This window comes from Rhodococcoides kyotonense (genome assembly GCF_001645385.1).
In the GTDB taxonomy this organism is placed as follows: Bacteria; Actinomycetota; Actinomycetes; order Mycobacteriales; family Mycobacteriaceae; genus Rhodococcoides; species Rhodococcoides kyotonensis_B.
This window is the reverse complement of sequence record NZ_LVHI01000001.1, coordinates 98,956-113,480: the sequence shown is the minus strand read 5'-3', so window position 1 is coordinate 113,480 and position 14,525 is coordinate 98,956. Positions and strand designations below refer to the sequence as shown.

13 protein-coding genes are annotated in these 14,525 nt (G+C 65.3%); 7 read left to right on the top strand and 6 right to left on the bottom strand.

Annotated elements, in window-relative coordinates; translation table 11 throughout:
• Nucleotides 1-44 precede the first annotated feature (44 nt).
• The 6 genes from A3K89_RS00545 to A3K89_RS00520 all read left to right on the top strand — a co-directional run bounded on the left by A3K89_RS00545 (nt 45) and on the right by A3K89_RS00520 (nt 7,948).
• Nucleotides 45-1,535, top strand: a complete 1,491-nt coding sequence (locus A3K89_RS00545) for a CoA-acylating methylmalonate-semialdehyde dehydrogenase (RefSeq protein WP_157105188.1) — start codon at nt 45-47, stop codon at nt 1,533-1,535.
• 96 nt (nt 1,536-1,631) lie between these two features.
• Complete coding sequence (locus A3K89_RS00540) at nt 1,632-2,789, top strand: iron-containing alcohol dehydrogenase (RefSeq protein ID WP_068420527.1); 1,158 nt, start codon at nt 1,632-1,634, stop codon at nt 2,787-2,789.
• Between the two features lie 259 nt (nt 2,790-3,048).
• Nucleotides 3,049-4,503, top strand: coding sequence for a purine-cytosine permease family protein (locus A3K89_RS00535; protein ID WP_068420525.1), 1,455 nt, complete (start codon nt 3,049-3,051; stop codon nt 4,501-4,503).
• 10 nt (nt 4,504-4,513) lie between these two features.
• The gene (locus A3K89_RS00530) at nt 4,514-6,256 is read left to right on the top strand and encodes a nitrilase-related carbon-nitrogen hydrolase (RefSeq protein WP_068420524.1); all 1,743 of its coding nucleotides are present in this window, start codon (nt 4,514-4,516) and stop codon (nt 6,254-6,256) included.
• Nucleotides 6,257-6,326: 70 nt separating this feature from the next.
• Entirely contained in the window at nt 6,327-7,040 is a 714-nt protein-coding gene (locus A3K89_RS00525) for an aspartate/glutamate racemase family protein (RefSeq protein WP_068420521.1), read from the top strand.
• Nucleotides 7,037-7,948 (top strand): NAD(P)/FAD-dependent oxidoreductase, encoded by a 912-nt coding sequence (locus A3K89_RS00520; RefSeq protein WP_068420925.1) that lies wholly within the window; start codon nt 7,037-7,039, stop codon nt 7,946-7,948. The genes A3K89_RS00525 and A3K89_RS00520 overlap by 4 nt, the downstream gene beginning before the upstream one ends.
• Here the strand turns inward: A3K89_RS00520 and A3K89_RS00515 are convergent, their stop codons facing one another.
• The 6 genes from A3K89_RS00515 to A3K89_RS00490 form a co-directional block, all read right to left on the bottom strand.
• Nucleotides 7,949-8,725 (bottom strand): MHYT domain-containing protein, encoded by a 777-nt coding sequence (locus A3K89_RS00515; RefSeq protein ID WP_068420519.1) that lies wholly within the window; start codon nt 8,723-8,725, stop codon nt 7,949-7,951. It abuts the gene before it with no gap.
• Nucleotides 8,726-8,737: 12 nt separating this feature from the next.
• Complete coding sequence (locus A3K89_RS00510) at nt 8,738-9,319, bottom strand: GTP-binding protein (RefSeq protein ID WP_068420516.1); 582 nt, start codon at nt 9,317-9,319, stop codon at nt 8,738-8,740.
• A complete protein-coding gene (locus tag A3K89_RS00505; RefSeq protein ID WP_068420924.1) occupies nt 9,300-9,617 on the bottom strand; it encodes a DUF742 domain-containing protein in 318 nt (105 codons plus the stop codon). Before A3K89_RS00505 ends, A3K89_RS00510 begins: the two co-directional genes overlap by 20 nt.
• Before the next feature lie 114 nt (nt 9,618-9,731).
• Nucleotides 9,732-10,145 (bottom strand): roadblock/LC7 domain-containing protein, encoded by a 414-nt coding sequence (locus tag A3K89_RS00500; protein ID WP_068420515.1) that lies wholly within the window; start codon nt 10,143-10,145, stop codon nt 9,732-9,734.
• Complete coding sequence (locus A3K89_RS00495) at nt 10,142-12,709, bottom strand: ATP-binding protein (protein WP_254303358.1); 2,568 nt, start codon at nt 12,707-12,709, stop codon at nt 10,142-10,144. Before A3K89_RS00495 ends, A3K89_RS00500 begins: the two co-directional genes overlap by 4 nt.
• A gap of 241 nt (nt 12,710-12,950) precedes the next feature.
• Complete coding sequence (locus A3K89_RS00490; RefSeq protein ID WP_068420512.1) at nt 12,951-13,823, bottom strand: LysR family transcriptional regulator ArgP; 873 nt, start codon at nt 13,821-13,823, stop codon at nt 12,951-12,953.
• A gap of 68 nt (nt 13,824-13,891) precedes the next feature.
• Here A3K89_RS00490 and A3K89_RS00485 point away from each other — a divergent pair, with 68 nt between their 5' ends.
• Nucleotides 13,892-14,515 (top strand): LysE/ArgO family amino acid transporter, encoded by a 624-nt coding sequence (locus A3K89_RS00485; RefSeq protein WP_068420510.1) that lies wholly within the window; start codon nt 13,892-13,894, stop codon nt 14,513-14,515.
• Nucleotides 14,516-14,525 lie beyond the last annotated feature (10 nt).

Here is a 14,525-nt window from a genome sequence, read left to right as displayed (position 1 = left end):
TATGCCTACGAGACTGGTGTCACATCTCGAGCGAAGGAATATCTGTGACGACTATCGCGCACTGGCTGGACAACAAGGAATTCGCCGGCACCTCCGGTAACACCGCACCGGTCACCAACCCCGCTACCGGCGAGGTCACCGGACAACTGGCACTGGCCAACCTGGACGATGCCCGCACCGTCATCGACGCCGCCGCAGCCGCGTTCCCCGCCTGGCGCGACACCTCCCTCGCCAAGCGCGTACAGGTCCTGTTCAAATTCCGCGAACTGTTGAACGAACGCAAGGGCGAGTTGGCGGAAATCATCACCGCCGAACACGGCAAAGTACTCTCCGACGCATTGGGTGAAATCTCCCGCGGCCAGGAAGTCGTCGAATTCGCCTGCGGCATCCCCCACCTACTCAAGGGCGGGTTCACCGAGAACGCCTCCACCAAAGTCGACGTCTACTCCATCCGCCAACCCCTCGGCCCCGTCGGCATCATCTCCCCCTTCAACTTCCCCGCCATGGTCCCGATGTGGTTCTTCCCCGTCGCCATCGCCGCCGGCAACACCGTCGTACTCAAGCCGTCGGAAAAAGACCCCACCGCCTCCATCTGGATCGCGAACCTCTGGGCCGAAGCAGGCCTACCCGCAGGCGTGTTCAACGTCCTCCAAGGCGACAAGCTCGCCGTCGACGAACTCCTCGAGAACAAGAAGATCAAAGCGATCTCCTTCGTCGGCTCCACCCCCATCGCCCAATACGTCTACAGCGTCGGCACCGCGAACGGTAAACGCGTCCAAGCTTTGGGTGGCGCGAAGAACCACGCCATCGTCCTACCCGACGCCGACCTCGACCTCGCCGCCGACGCCATGGTCAACGCCGGCTTCGGCTCCGCAGGCGAACGCTGCATGGCCATCTCCGCACTCGTCGCCGTCGGCGACATCGCCGACGACCTCGTCGCGAAAATCGTCGAACGCACCACCCCCCTCGTCACCGGCGACGGCACCAAGAACTCCGACATGGGCCCGTTGGTGACGCAGGCCCACCGCGACAAAGTCGCCTCCTACGTCGACGCAGGCGAAGCAGCAGGCGCCACCATCGTCGTCGACGGCCGCCAAGTCCAGCCCGACGGCGGCAAGGACGGATTCTGGCTCGGACCGACCCTGATCGACAACGTCACCACCGACATGAGCATCTACACCGACGAAATCTTCGGACCCGTCCTGTCCGTCGTCCGCGTCGACAGCTACGACGAAGCCCTCCAACTGATCAACGACAACCCCTACGGCAACGGCACCGCCATCTTCACCAACGACGGCGGCGCAGCACGCAGGTTCCAAAACGAAGTCGAGGTCGGCATGGTCGGTATCAACGTCCCCATCCCCGTCCCCATGGCCTACTACAGCTTCGGCGGCTGGAAGAACAGCCTCTTCGGCGACACCCACGCCCACGGCACTGAAGGCATCCACTTTCTCACCCGCGGCAAAGCCATCACCAGCCGCTGGCTCGACCCCAGCCACGGCGGCATCAACCTCGGATTCCCCGAAAACAGCTGACACCCCCACGTGCGCGCGAATGTATAGCCCGCTATACATTCGCGCGCACGAGGCGTAGTTCTAACACGCACGAGGCGTAGCCCTAAGGAGTAGTGCATGGTTGCCAACATTTCGTTTCCGCGGTTTCTGAAACTCGGCTCGGGCGCAGTCGAGGAGTTGGGTTCGGTTCTGTCCGATCTCGACGTCGAGCGCCCCCTGCTCGTCACCGATGCGTTCATGGTGAGCAATGGATCTGCCGATCGGCTGCTGAAGATCATCGAGGCCGCGGGGAAGCAGGGCGCGGTGTTCTCCGAAACCGTTCCCGATCCGACCACGGAATCGCTGCAGGCCGGTCTCGACGCGGTACAGGCGCACGGCGCCGACGTCATCATCGGTTTCGGCGGCGGTAGCCCGATGGACACCGCGAAAGCCCTTGCCGTGCTGACGAAGCAGGGCGGTGAGATGCGTGATTTCAAGGCGCCGCGCGTGTACACGGGTCCGGCGCTGCCCATCGTCGCGATTCCGACGACGGCCGGAAGCGGTTCGGAAGCAACGCAGTTCACGATCATCACCGACGTCTCGACCGACGAGAAGATGCTGTGCCCCGGCTTGTCGTTCCTGCCGATCGCGTCGATCGTCGACTCCGATCTGACGATGTCGATGCCTGCTCGATTGACGGCCGATACCGGCGTCGACGCGCTGACTCACGCCATCGAGGCGTACGTCAGCAAGAAGGCGAACCCGATTTCCGACGGTTTGGCCCTGTCGGCGATGAAGACGATCGGCCGGTATCTGTTGCGGGCGTACAGAGATGGTTCGGATCGTGAGGCACGCGAGAACATGATGCACGCGTCGACGCAGGCAGGCATGGCGTTCTCCAACGCGAGCGTGTGTCTCGTGCACGGCATGAGCCGTCCGATCGGTGCGCACTTCCATGTCGCACACGGTCTTTCGAATGCGATGCTACTTCCTGCGGTCACCGCGTTCTCGATTCCGGGTGCGCGCGGACGCTACGCCGACTGCGCTCGCCAGCTGGGTGCGGCCGATCAACACGACAGCGACGATGTGGCGTCGTCGAAGTTGATCGAGTTCATCGACACGCTGTGCGCGGACGTGGAGGTTCCGTCCCCGAGCAAGTACGGCATCGACAAGGCGCGATGGGACGAACTGATCCCCTTGATGGCCGAGCAGGCCCTTGCGTCGGGCTCGCCGGGAAACAACCCGGTGGTTCCGACCGCCGACGAGATCGCCGAGCTGTATCGCACGATCTTCTGAGTTCACCAGCACTGTGGCCTCGTACCCGTCAAGGGTGCGGGGCCACAGGTGTTTCGGCCCGAAATGTACGAATCCAAGACCGTCTCGAGAAATTTACATAGTTCCTAGAAAAATAGTGTCTGTAGGAAGTATTCTTCTGGGAGCGCAGCATCGTGTCGACCATCACCGCTGGCTGCGCATCCCACCGACCACGGCGCCCCGCGCACCCGCGGACGGCCCATGAGCCACCGCGTCGATCGAGAAGAACTGGACACGCGTCATGAACATGAAGAAATATTTCGAGGGGCCGGCCACCAGCCTCGACGATCAGATCGAAAGTTATGCGACATCGCGCGTACCGGCGAGCCAGCGCTGGCCTAGGCCGGCAATTCTGCTGGTGTTGACGGGCAACGTCACCGCGATGTTCTGGTTCTCGCTCGGCGGCCAGATCGGCTTTCTCGTCGGTTGGCCGATGTTCCTCGTTCCGATCGCCTACATGGTCGTCGGTGCGACCCTGATCGGAAGCCTGATCATGCGGATCGCCAGCCAGGAGGGGCTTTCGCTCCCGCTTCTGACGCGCGGTCTCGGATTCGGAACGAAGGGCTCCGCGGTTGCCTCGCTTGTCTACGCGGTGAACTACGTCTTCTATTTCATCTTCGAAGGCAGCATCGTCTCACACGGCCTCAGCGAGTTCGCGGGCATCGACATAGACTCGTTCTGGGCGACGGTCGTGTTCGCTGTCGTCGCGCTCGTCGCGCTGTACTTCTCCTGGCGCGGAATGCATTCGATGAACGTCCTGCAGAAGTTCGGCATGCCGATCTTCCTCGTTCTGTTCGCGATCGGCATGTACATGCTCGCGAGCGGTTACGTTCTCGTGGGCCCCGGCGAATGGGAAGCGACGGGCGGCTTCTCGTCGACCGCGATGTGGCAGGCACTGAGCCTCGTCAACGGCCAGATCGTCTTCCAGGCACTCATCGCGACCGACTACGGCCGATTCGTCAAGAAGGAGGTCACCTACCGCGGCACTGCAGGTCTGATGCTGTCGGAGCTGCTGATGATCGTCGTCGTGATGATTCTCGGTGTCTTCCTCGGCTTCACGATGCTGCGTCACTTCGACGGCACAGCGACGCCCGAGCTGTCCGCCACCGACCCCGGCCTCTACTTCGCCGTCGTGATGGGTCTGCTCGGTGTCGTCTTCGCCATCGTCACCCAGGTTCGCATCAACGTCATGAACCTCTACTCCGGATCGCTCGCGCTCTCCAATGCATGGGATGCGTTGTCGCCCCGCAAGTTCGGACGTCAGTGGTGGATGGTGGCGCTTCTCGTCATCGGAATTGCTCTGTACCCCATCAACGTTCTGCAGTACACCGACAAGTTCCTCGCCGTCACCGGCATCATGACCAACACGTGGATCTTCATCCTGCTCGCCGACTACTTCGTCTGTCGCAAGTGGCTCGGGCTGGCACCGTCGTCGAACATCGAATTCCGCGACGGCTTCGTACGCACCTGGAATCCGTGCGGAATCACCGCGATGATGCTGGGAATCGTCATCGGCGCTCTGGGCGTCTTCGGCGTATACCCGTCGTACTACGCGTCGTTCATCGCGATGTTCGTCGGACCGATCGTCTACATTCCGCTGACGATCGCCACCCGCGGACGCTTCTACACACCCACCACCCTGCCCGCTGCGGAACAACACACCGATTTGCCCGACGCGACCCCGACGCACCGATAGGACCGACACGATGACTTCCGTAGCACCTTACGAAGCAGCAGCGATTCAGTACGAGCCGACGCTGTTCGACAAGTCCGGCAATGTCGCGGACCTTCTCGCGCTGGTCGGCGAAGCCGCCCGGCACGGCGCGAAGCTGATCACCACTCCGGAGATGGCGACGACCGGATACTGCCTGTACGACTACGACGAGGCAGCCACCGTCGTCGAAACCGTCCCCGGCCCGACGACGGATGCGTTCGCTGCCGTAGCGAGCGAACACGGCTGCTATGTCGTCGTCGGAATGCCAGAGGTCGACGCGGACACCGGCCTGTTCTACAACGCCGCCGTGCTTGTCGGTCCCGAGGGCGTGGTGGGCAAGCATCGAAAGACGCACTCGTACATCGCCGAACCGAAGTGGGCGGCACCGGGCAATCTCGGCCACCAGGTGTTCGATACCCCCATAGGCCGGATCTCTCTGCTGATCTGCATGGACATGCACTTCGTGGAGACCGCGCGCGTCGTGGCTCTCGACGGTGCGGACGTGATCTGCCACATCAGCAACTGGCTCGCCGAACGCACACCGGCTCCGTACTGGATCAGCCGCGCCTTCGAGAACCGGTGCTACGTTGTCGAGAGCAACCGCTGGGGCCTCGAGCGCACCGTGCAATTCAGCGGCGGGACGTGCATCATCGAGCCCGACGGCACCGTCGCGTCGTCGATCGACTCCGGAAACGGCATCGTGTACGCGCAGATCGACCCGGCGCGCGCCCGAGAGCAGAACCCGTGGGGCGATCGCAGGCCGGAGCTCTACCGCGAACTGCAGTCGAACACATTCCTCTGGAACCCGCTGGACTTCTTCTCCCTCTACGGACACCGCACGTTGCCCGACGGCGCTCGCACCGCGGTGACGGTCGTGCAGTCCACGCCCACCACCGATGTCGAAGCCAACGTCTCCGCCATCGAGAACATGATGTCGAAGGCGAACGGCGGTGAGCTGCTGGTCTTTCCGGAGCTGTCGATCACCGGACCGCTGTCGACGGATCGTCCGGCGTCCGCGGTGGCGGAATCGCTCGACGGGCCCTCCCTCGCACGGATCGCCGACGCGGCCGCGAGAACCTCCACGACGGTCGTCGTCGGCCTCGCAGAGTTCGCCGACGCGACGTTCTACAACACCGCCGTCGTCGTCGGTCCGTCCGGAATCCTGGGCAGCTATCGTCAGACCCATGTCGCGCCGGCCGACACGGAGTTCTTCGACGCAGGCGACAGCTGGGCCGTGCTCGACCTGCCTGCCGGACGCGTCGGAATCCTACTGGGCAACGACGTTCACTTCCCCGAGGCCGGACGTGTTCTCGCCCTTCGGGGATGCGACATCGTCGTCTGTCCCGCGGCGATGTCCGCACCGGTCGGCGGTCACGTCGGCACCACCATTCCGCACCAGGGCGCAATCCTGACCGATGCGGATCCTCTGCACTGGCACCACATGCGGGTGCGGGCGGGTGAGAACAACGTGTGGTTCGCCTTCGCGAACGCATTCGATCCGGACCGCGGATTCGACGGGCACAGCGGCGTTTTCGGTCCGGACACCTTCGCGTTTCCGCGTGGCGAGAGCGTCGTGACGACCGAAAGGGGCGCGGCAACGGCCGTCGTCGACACCACCAATCTCGACAGCGTGTATCCGACGAACGTCGTCCGACGCAAGGATCTGGTGTCGATGCGGCTGCCCCACCACTACCCCACCCTGAGCGCCGCGTCGAAGGTCGCTGTCGACGCGTGATCGCACGGGGTCGACGGCGACGACGAAACTCGTTCGCCGGACGGTTCGACTTTCGACTACCGTCGACCCCATGCGTTCAGGACCTCGTGTCATAGGTTTGCTCGGCGGAATGAGCTGGGAAAGTAGTGCCCTGTACTACCGCCTGATCAACGAAGGCGTCCGGGACCGCCTCGGCGGAATCCATTCGGCACGCTGCATTCTGGACTCGCTCGATTTCGCGGAGGTCGAGGCGCTGCAGGTTGCGGGCGACTGGGATTCCGCGGCAACCCTTCTCGCGGAGGAAGCCGTCAATCTGCAGCACGCCGGGGCCGAGATCGTCGTGCTGTGCACCAACACCATGCACAAGGTGGCCGACGCCATCGAGGCCGCGGTGTCGATTCCCGTCCTCCACATCGCCGACGCGACCGCGGCCGCCGTCAAGCGCACCGAGGTCACCACGGTCGGCCTTCTGGGCACCGCGTTCACGATGGAGCAGTCGTTCTACCGTGAGCGTCTCGAGAACAGTGGGCTCGGTGTCGTCGTGCCGTCGTCCGACGATCGCGCCGACGTCCACCGCATCATCTACGAGGAGCTGTGCCGCGGGATCATCACGGACTCGTCCAGGGAGGTGTACCGACGGGTCATCTCGTCGCTCGTTGCGGAGGGTGCCCAGGGAATCATCCTCGGCTGCACGGAGATCGAGCTGCTCGTCTCTTCCGAGGATTCCCCGGTTCCGGTGTTCCCGACGACGGCGATCCACGCCGACGCGGCCGTGGAATGGTCGATCGGGCGGTCACGCCGATGACGCGCTTCGACGCACCCGTCACGATCGTCGGCGCGGGCATTGCCGGGGCTGCCTGTGCCACCGTCCTCCGCGACGCCGGGGTTCCCTTTCGGCTCGTCGAACGCGGCCGCGCAGTGGGTGGCCGGATGGCATCACCCGAACTGCACGGCCGACGCGTCGACATCGGTGCCGGATACTTCACGGTGCGTGATCCCGAATTCGCCGCACTCGTGTCGCGTTGGGAGTCCGCAGGCCTCGCTCGGCCGTGGACCGACACGTTCGGTGTTCTGGCCCCCGACTCGGACCCCGAGACCAGCACCGGTCCGACGCGATGGCGTACCCTGGGAGGGCTCCGTTCGCTCGTCCGTTCCATGCTGGCCGACGTGCCTGTCGAGAGCGTCACGGTCGAGGGGCTCCCGGACGGCGACGTCGTTCTCGCGATGCCCGATCCGCAGGCTGCCCGTCTCACGACGGTTCCCGAACCCGTCGACTACCAGCCGGTTCTGACGGTCGTCGTCGGCTTCGACGAATTGAGACTGCCCTTTCGGGACGCGGCGTTCGTCAACGACCACCCGATCGTGGAGTTTCTTGCCGACGACGGCGCGCGACGGGGTGACGGTGCTCCGGTACTCGTCGCACACACGACGGCCGAGTTCGCGCGTGCACATCTCGGCGACCCCGACACGGCAGCAGACCCCGTCGTCACCGCACTCGTCGAACTGCTCGACACCGACCGGCCGTCGTGGACGCACGTACACCGCTGGAGCTTCGGTAAGCCCGAGTCGAGTCACGACGCATCCTTCGCGCTGATCGAATCCGATGGTCGCCGAACGGGATTCGCCGGCGACCAGTGGTGCCCGAACGGCGCGCCGCGCGTGGAGAGCGCCTGGCGTTCGGGTACCGATCTGGGCCGCGCCCTGTTGACGTAGCTATGCAACGGGAAGGTGAGTTGCCTCGGCTTCAGCGGCGTCGAGGTCGTCGTCCGACAGGGTGAGCAGCGCCGCGATCGGGGCGGCGAGGGCCAGCAGGCCGACGACGAACACCGGGAACAGAAATCCGAACACCTCGAGGCCCTGTGGGATCGGCAGGGCCGGGTCGACGGATACGCGCACGGCGGCCATGCCCGTGTAATGCATACCCACCACGGCGACGCCCATGGCGATTCCGGCCGCGAGCAGCAGCAGCGGCCTCTGCAGGACGAGCGTGAACCACAGCGACAGCGTGCCGGCGACGACGGCGATGACCACCGAGATCGCTACCAGCGTCGTGTCGTAGGACACCGATCCCTGGATGCGAATCGCGTTCATGCCGGTGTAGTGCATGACGTTCACGGCGACACCCATGATGACGCCACCGATGAGCAGCGTCCAGATGTTGACGCGACGTCCGATGATGATGAGACCGACCATCGTCGCAGCGATGGCAAGCAGTGCCGAGACCACGGTCCAGAACAGGTCGTACCGAATGACGCTGCCGGACACCGAGAATCCGAGCATTGCGATGAAGTGCATCAACCAGATGCCGATGCCGCCGATCGACACGGCCGCCATGGCGAGCCATCCGAGGCGGCTACGCTCGGTCGACGCCACCGCCGATCGACGCGTACACGCCAGTCCGACAACACATCCCACTACGGACACGATGTAGGCCAGGAACAGCAGCCACAGGCCCATCGAGAAGTGGTTCATCTCGTGCGCGTGATGCATGACGGTGTCTCCTTACGAGGCGGAGTGCACTCGATCGAGCGCGTACTCGGTGAGGGTGATCAGGGCGCGGCGGACCGATTCGGTGACTCGGGCGTCGACGGTGATGATGGGCACGTGCGGCGGGACGGCGAGCGCCTCGCGAATGTCGTCGACGGGATACGTCGGCGCACTGTCGAATTCGTTGACGGCGACGACGAAGGGCAACCCCTTCGCTTCGAAGTAATCGATGGCGGCGAAACAGTCGTCGAGCCGCCGGGTGTCGATGAGGACGATTGCGCCGATTGCACCACGCACCAGGTCGTCCCACATGAACCAGAAACGTCGCTGCCCCGGTGTACCGAACAGGTACAACACCAGGTCGTCCGCCAGCGTGATGCGGCCGAAGTCCATGGCCACCGTCGTCGTGGATTTCGTTGCGGTGTCGTCGAGTTCGTCGATGCCCTCGGAGGCGTCGGTGATCAACGCTTCGGTACGCAGCGGAACGATTTCCGAGATCGCACCGACGAGCGTCGTCTTGCCCGCTCCGAAGCCGCCTGCAACGACGATTTTCGTCGATGCCGCCCGGCCTCCGACGTCAGAGTGCGCGTAGTCCACGGAGGGTCCTTCCGATCAGTTCGCGGCGTTGGTCCGCGGTTGCGTCGTCTCCGAGCGTCATCGATACGCGGAGTGTCCCCGTGCCGACCAGGTCTCCGACGAGTACTCGCGCGACACCGAGTGGAATGTCGAGCCGCGCCGAGATCTCTGCCACCGAAGGACCGTCGATGCACAGCTGGACTATTCGAGAGCGAATGTCGCTGGCGGGCCACGGGTTCGGCGCCGTGTGGGACACGACGTGCACGGGGGCTTCCAGCGGCAGGTAGACCTCGGACGTGGTGCGTCCAGCGGTCAGCATGTACGGGCGAACCAGGCTCGGAGCAGGCTCCGGTGGGATCGCCTCTACGTCGGCAACGAATTCCGATGCAGCCGTCGCCGATTCGAGGTCGTTATCGGTCGTGTCCACGATTCATCACCGATCTCGCATCCGAGCGGACGGCTCGATCATGCTGCCGACACGGTCGACGAGCACTGCCATCTCGTATCCGACCTGGCCTATATCGCACGTCGACGCAGTGAGCGACGCGAGGTGCGAACCGTCGCCGACACTCATGAGCAGAAGGTAGCCGTTCTCCATCTCGACGATGGACTGCAAGACCGGGCCTCCGTCGAACAACCTGGCCGCGCCCGACGACAGACTCGCCAAACCCGAAGTGACCGCGGCCAATTGCTCGGCACGCTCTCGGGGCAGCTGTTCGCTGGCGGCCATGAGCAGACCGTCGGCCGATACCAACACCGCGTGCGCGACCCCCACGATATCCCGCGCGAAGTTCGAGACCAGCCAGTCGAGTGACCGGTCGGGCGTCGATGCGATGGGATGGTTCATTCGTCCTCTTCCGTTCTGTGTCGACCTGTGACGTCCTCGGCGCGGCCGGTGCGAACGCCCGTGAAGTGGCTGGTCAGCTTGTCGCGGACGGCCTCCGGTGATCGCGTCGGAATCCGGTCCTGCGGGCCGTGACCGTTCGAGCCGCCCTCGGGTGTTCGCCGATCGACCGCGCCGGGTACGAGTCGTGCTCCCGGTCGCCGCGCAGGCAGCCCGGCGTCCGTCCGCTGCCCGACGGCACTGTCGGTGGCGTGGCGTGCCGCTGCCCATCCCGAATCGGCAGGCGTCGTCCACGACCGCGAACGCCCATGCCCGGTCGCAGGATCCACCAGCCACTCGGAGACCATTCGCTGGTAGATCGGCATCTGCTGAGGCCGCGGCGACAAGGGATCCGGTGGTGGCGGAATCGGTGTGTCCGAATCGAGGTCGGCTCTGGCCGCGTGCACGGCCGGGCGGGCCCCGAAGAACGCGGCCGTATTCGACGGGCCCTGCGCGCGACGATCGGGTGCGTCGCCCGCATCCGACGACGCAGGCGACGTCTCCGCGTCGACTCCGCTGGCTCCTGGTCGACGCCTCGGCAGCTTCCCCGGCTGAAATTCGTGCGCCACTCCATTGACACGACCGGGCGCGGTCGGGGCGGGCGCAGTGCTTTCGAGGACCGATTCGTTCTGAGACTCCGGCAGGTCGTGTGTCTCCGGCGTCGCCGCAACAGGCACCGACATCACCGACGACGTTCGCGGCGTGGGTCGTGCATGACGCTCGGAAGTCGGGAAGGAAGTCACGACCAGCCCGACGGGAATGTGCATGCTGACGGTCACGCCGGACGACCCGCCCTGCACCTGGGTGGGCCGCAACCGCACGGTGACGCCGTGCCGGTGGGCCAGCCGACCCACCACGAAAAGACCCATGCGACGGGCAGTTTCGGGTGTCACCTCGCCGCCGACTGCCAACCGGTTGTTGGTCTCCTCCAGATCTGCGGGTGGCATGCCGAGGCCACGATCGGCGACTTCGAGGAGGATTCCGCCTTCGATGGCGCGCGCACCGGTCACGGCGACTGCACTGTCCGGAGGTGAGTACCGCAGGGCGTTGTCGATCACTTCCGCGACGAGGTGGACGATGTCCGCTGCCGACGCGGCCGTGAGCGCGGCGTCGGGCACGTCGAGCATCTGCACGCGGCGGTAGTCCTCGACCTCGGACACTGCGGCGCTCAGCACCGCGTCCAGCGCTACCGGCTGGTCGCTGTGAGGCCGACGGGACTGAGTCCCGGCGAGAACCATCAGGTTGGCGCCGTTACGACGCATCCTCGTCGCGAGGTGATCGAGACGGAACAGGCTGTCCAGTCGACGCGGATCGTCTTCGTCGCGTTCGAGTTCCTCGATGAGCGCCAACTGCTGGTCCACGAGCGATCTGGACCGGCGGGACAGCGTCTCGAACATGTTTCCGACCTGAACCCGCAGCCGCGCCTGCTCGCCTGCCAGCTGCAGGGCCTCTTCGTGAATCGCGTCGACGGCCCGAGCGAGTTGCCCGATCTCCTCACCGGTGTGCACCGGAACGGGCGTGATGTCGGGCGTTCGGCCGCCGCCGCGAATCTGCTCGATCTCCTCCGGTAGCTCGCGGTGGGCGACGGACAGCGCACCGAGGCGCAGTCGCCGGAGGGGAGCCACGAGCGACCGCGCGACGAGCAACGCCAGAACCAACGCGATCAACACCGCGCCGAGAACGACCGCGGCGTCGCGCAGTGCGACCGAGCGCCTGTCGAGTGCCGCTGCGGACAACGACGATCCGAGAGTGTCGGAGAATTCGCCCAGTGCCGCCGTGTACAGCTCGGCAGAGCGGGCGGCCGACAGGAACGGATTGGTCGGCGCCCCGGCCGCAGCGGACCCGTACATCCGAATTCGGCTGTCGAGTTCGGCACGGAGTCCGGCGACGGTCGTCGCATCGTCGCCGAGAACCGCTGCGAGCGCGTCGATGTCGGCGGATTCGCGACCCGCTGTCCGGTTGGCCGACGCCAGTACGTCGGGATCGAGGATCGACACCAGCAACTGCTGTGTCTGCGCGGCTCGGCGCCCGGCCATGGCAACGGTGACGCCGTCGATCGCCGAACGCACCTCGGCGTTCTCGACGTCGAGCGCGGCGGAGACGACACCTGCCAGACCCGTCGTGACCGCGGTGGCGGCGTCCGCCCGTTCGATCGGCGGCACGAATTCCCCTACGAGCCGTTCCCGCATGGCGACGGCGGCCTCAATGGATCGGTCGAGACGTTGCTGCACGTCCGAACCGGAGCCGACCGTCGATTGCACGACCGACCTGACGGTGTCGACGGCACTGTCGAATCCGGCCGGGTCCAGCGCCCTACCTGCGACTGCGTCGGCACCGACCACGGCGTCGAGACGCAGGATCGGTTCGACGATCCGTGCGTTGTCGGCGGCCGCGGACAGGTCGGCTGCGGCAGCCAGTTCGGACTGCACGCGTACTGCACCGAAGCCCATGGCCAGCACCAACGGGAGTGCGACGACGGCTGCGACCTTGGCTCGGAGCGGCCACGCAGCAAGCGTTCGGCGTCGCACGGCCGCATCCCGGGAGGGGGGTTCCGTTACTGTTTCGACCACTGATCCGGACTCGCTTCGACTCGGAATGGGGACGACGGGCCTGAATTCTCGGACACCGCGCTGCCACGACGGTCACGCAGCATGTGAGGAACAACAAACCGCGTGGACTTCTTCTGTCACGAAGAACTTATACCAAAGACTTGTTTTTCGGAAGATTAACGACCTGAAGAATGTTTGATCGGCGTAGGACACGCTCTCATCAGGTCAAAGCCATGGACGCGGCCGCCTGGATGGCGGAAGTCAGGGCATCGAGGGCCTCCGTGCGCACACTCCATCGCTGCCAGTGAAGGGTGACGTCGACGCCCGTGCCCGGGGCCATGTCGATCAATTCTCCCGTTCGCTCGAGTCGGTCGCTCTGCTGTCTCGGCAGTACTGCCCAGCCGATGCCGAGCCGGACGGCTTCGACGAAGTCCGCGGACGCCGGCACGTGATGCCTCCGGTTGTCGATGCGCGTGTGCCCGTAGCGCTTCAGATAACGATCCTGCAGGTCGTCGGACCTGTCGAAGACGATCATCGGAGCACGGGCGATCCCGGCCGACGTCGATTCGTCGAACCACCTGTCCCGAAAGTCGGGCGAGCACATCGGGCGATACCGCATGATGCCGAGCGGCGAGACCGAACATCCCTGCACCGGTTCGCCCGACGTCGTGACTGCGGCCATGACAACGCCCTGCCGCAACGATTCCGCCGAGTGATCCTGGTCCTCGCGGCGCACGTCGAAGTCCATGCGGTCCGACAGTGTGGCAAGCGCAGGCAGCACCCAGGTGTTGAGAGAGTCGCCGTTGACGGCGATCGGAACGGTCGGGACCGCGGCGGCTTCGCCGAGCTCGTGCATGTCGGCGACGAGAGATCGAATCTGGCGTGCCAATCGCAGGTACGGCTGCCCCGCTTCGGTGATCCGAATCGGTTTGGAGCGCTGCACCAGGACGACTCCCGCCGCGGTCTCGAACGCCTTGACTCGCTGGCTGATGGCCGACGGTGTCACGTGCAGGCGTCGCGCGGCCGCGTCGAACGATCCCTCGTCCACGGCGGCAGCAAGGGCGTCCAGTTGCGGCAGATCGAAGGGCGACATAAGCAATGCTAACGCTGGGCCAGAAACATTCGCTGTACTGTTTCTCGAAGCTGCTCTAACGTCGACGCATGTCGTTTTCCGCCGCGCCCGTGTTCGCCGGTTTCGCTTTCGGGCTGTCGCTGATCGTGGCGATCGGAGCGCAGAATGCGTTCGTTCTCCGTCAGGGAATCGCTCGGGCACACGTCCTGCCGGTCGTGGCGGTGTGCGCGCTGTCCGACCTGGTGCTCATCGCCGCAGGCGTCGCGGGTGCGGGTGCTCTGCTGGACGCCGCCCCGGCGTGGGCGACCGTCGCCTACTGGGGCGGCGCCGCGTTCCTGCTCGCGTACGCACTGCTGTCCGTTCGCCGTGCGATACGGCCGGCGACGCTCGTCGCGGAGGCCGACGGGCACGCACCGCACATCTGGGCTGCAGTGGTCACCGCACTGGCGTTGACCTGGCTCAACCCGCACGTGTACCTGGACACACTCGTGCTGCTCGGTTCCATTGCATCGAGTTACGACACGGCTCGCCTGTGGTTCGGGGTCGGCGCCGCCGCTGCCAGCATCGTGTGGTTCGTCGGACTCGGGTACGGCGCTCGGATCCTGCGTCCCGTGTTCGCGAAGCCGGGTGCGTGGCGAGTGCTCGACGGCTCGATCGCCGCCGTGATGACCGCACTCGCCCTCTCCCTTGCGACACAGGCACTCGCGGGGTGAACGGCCGACG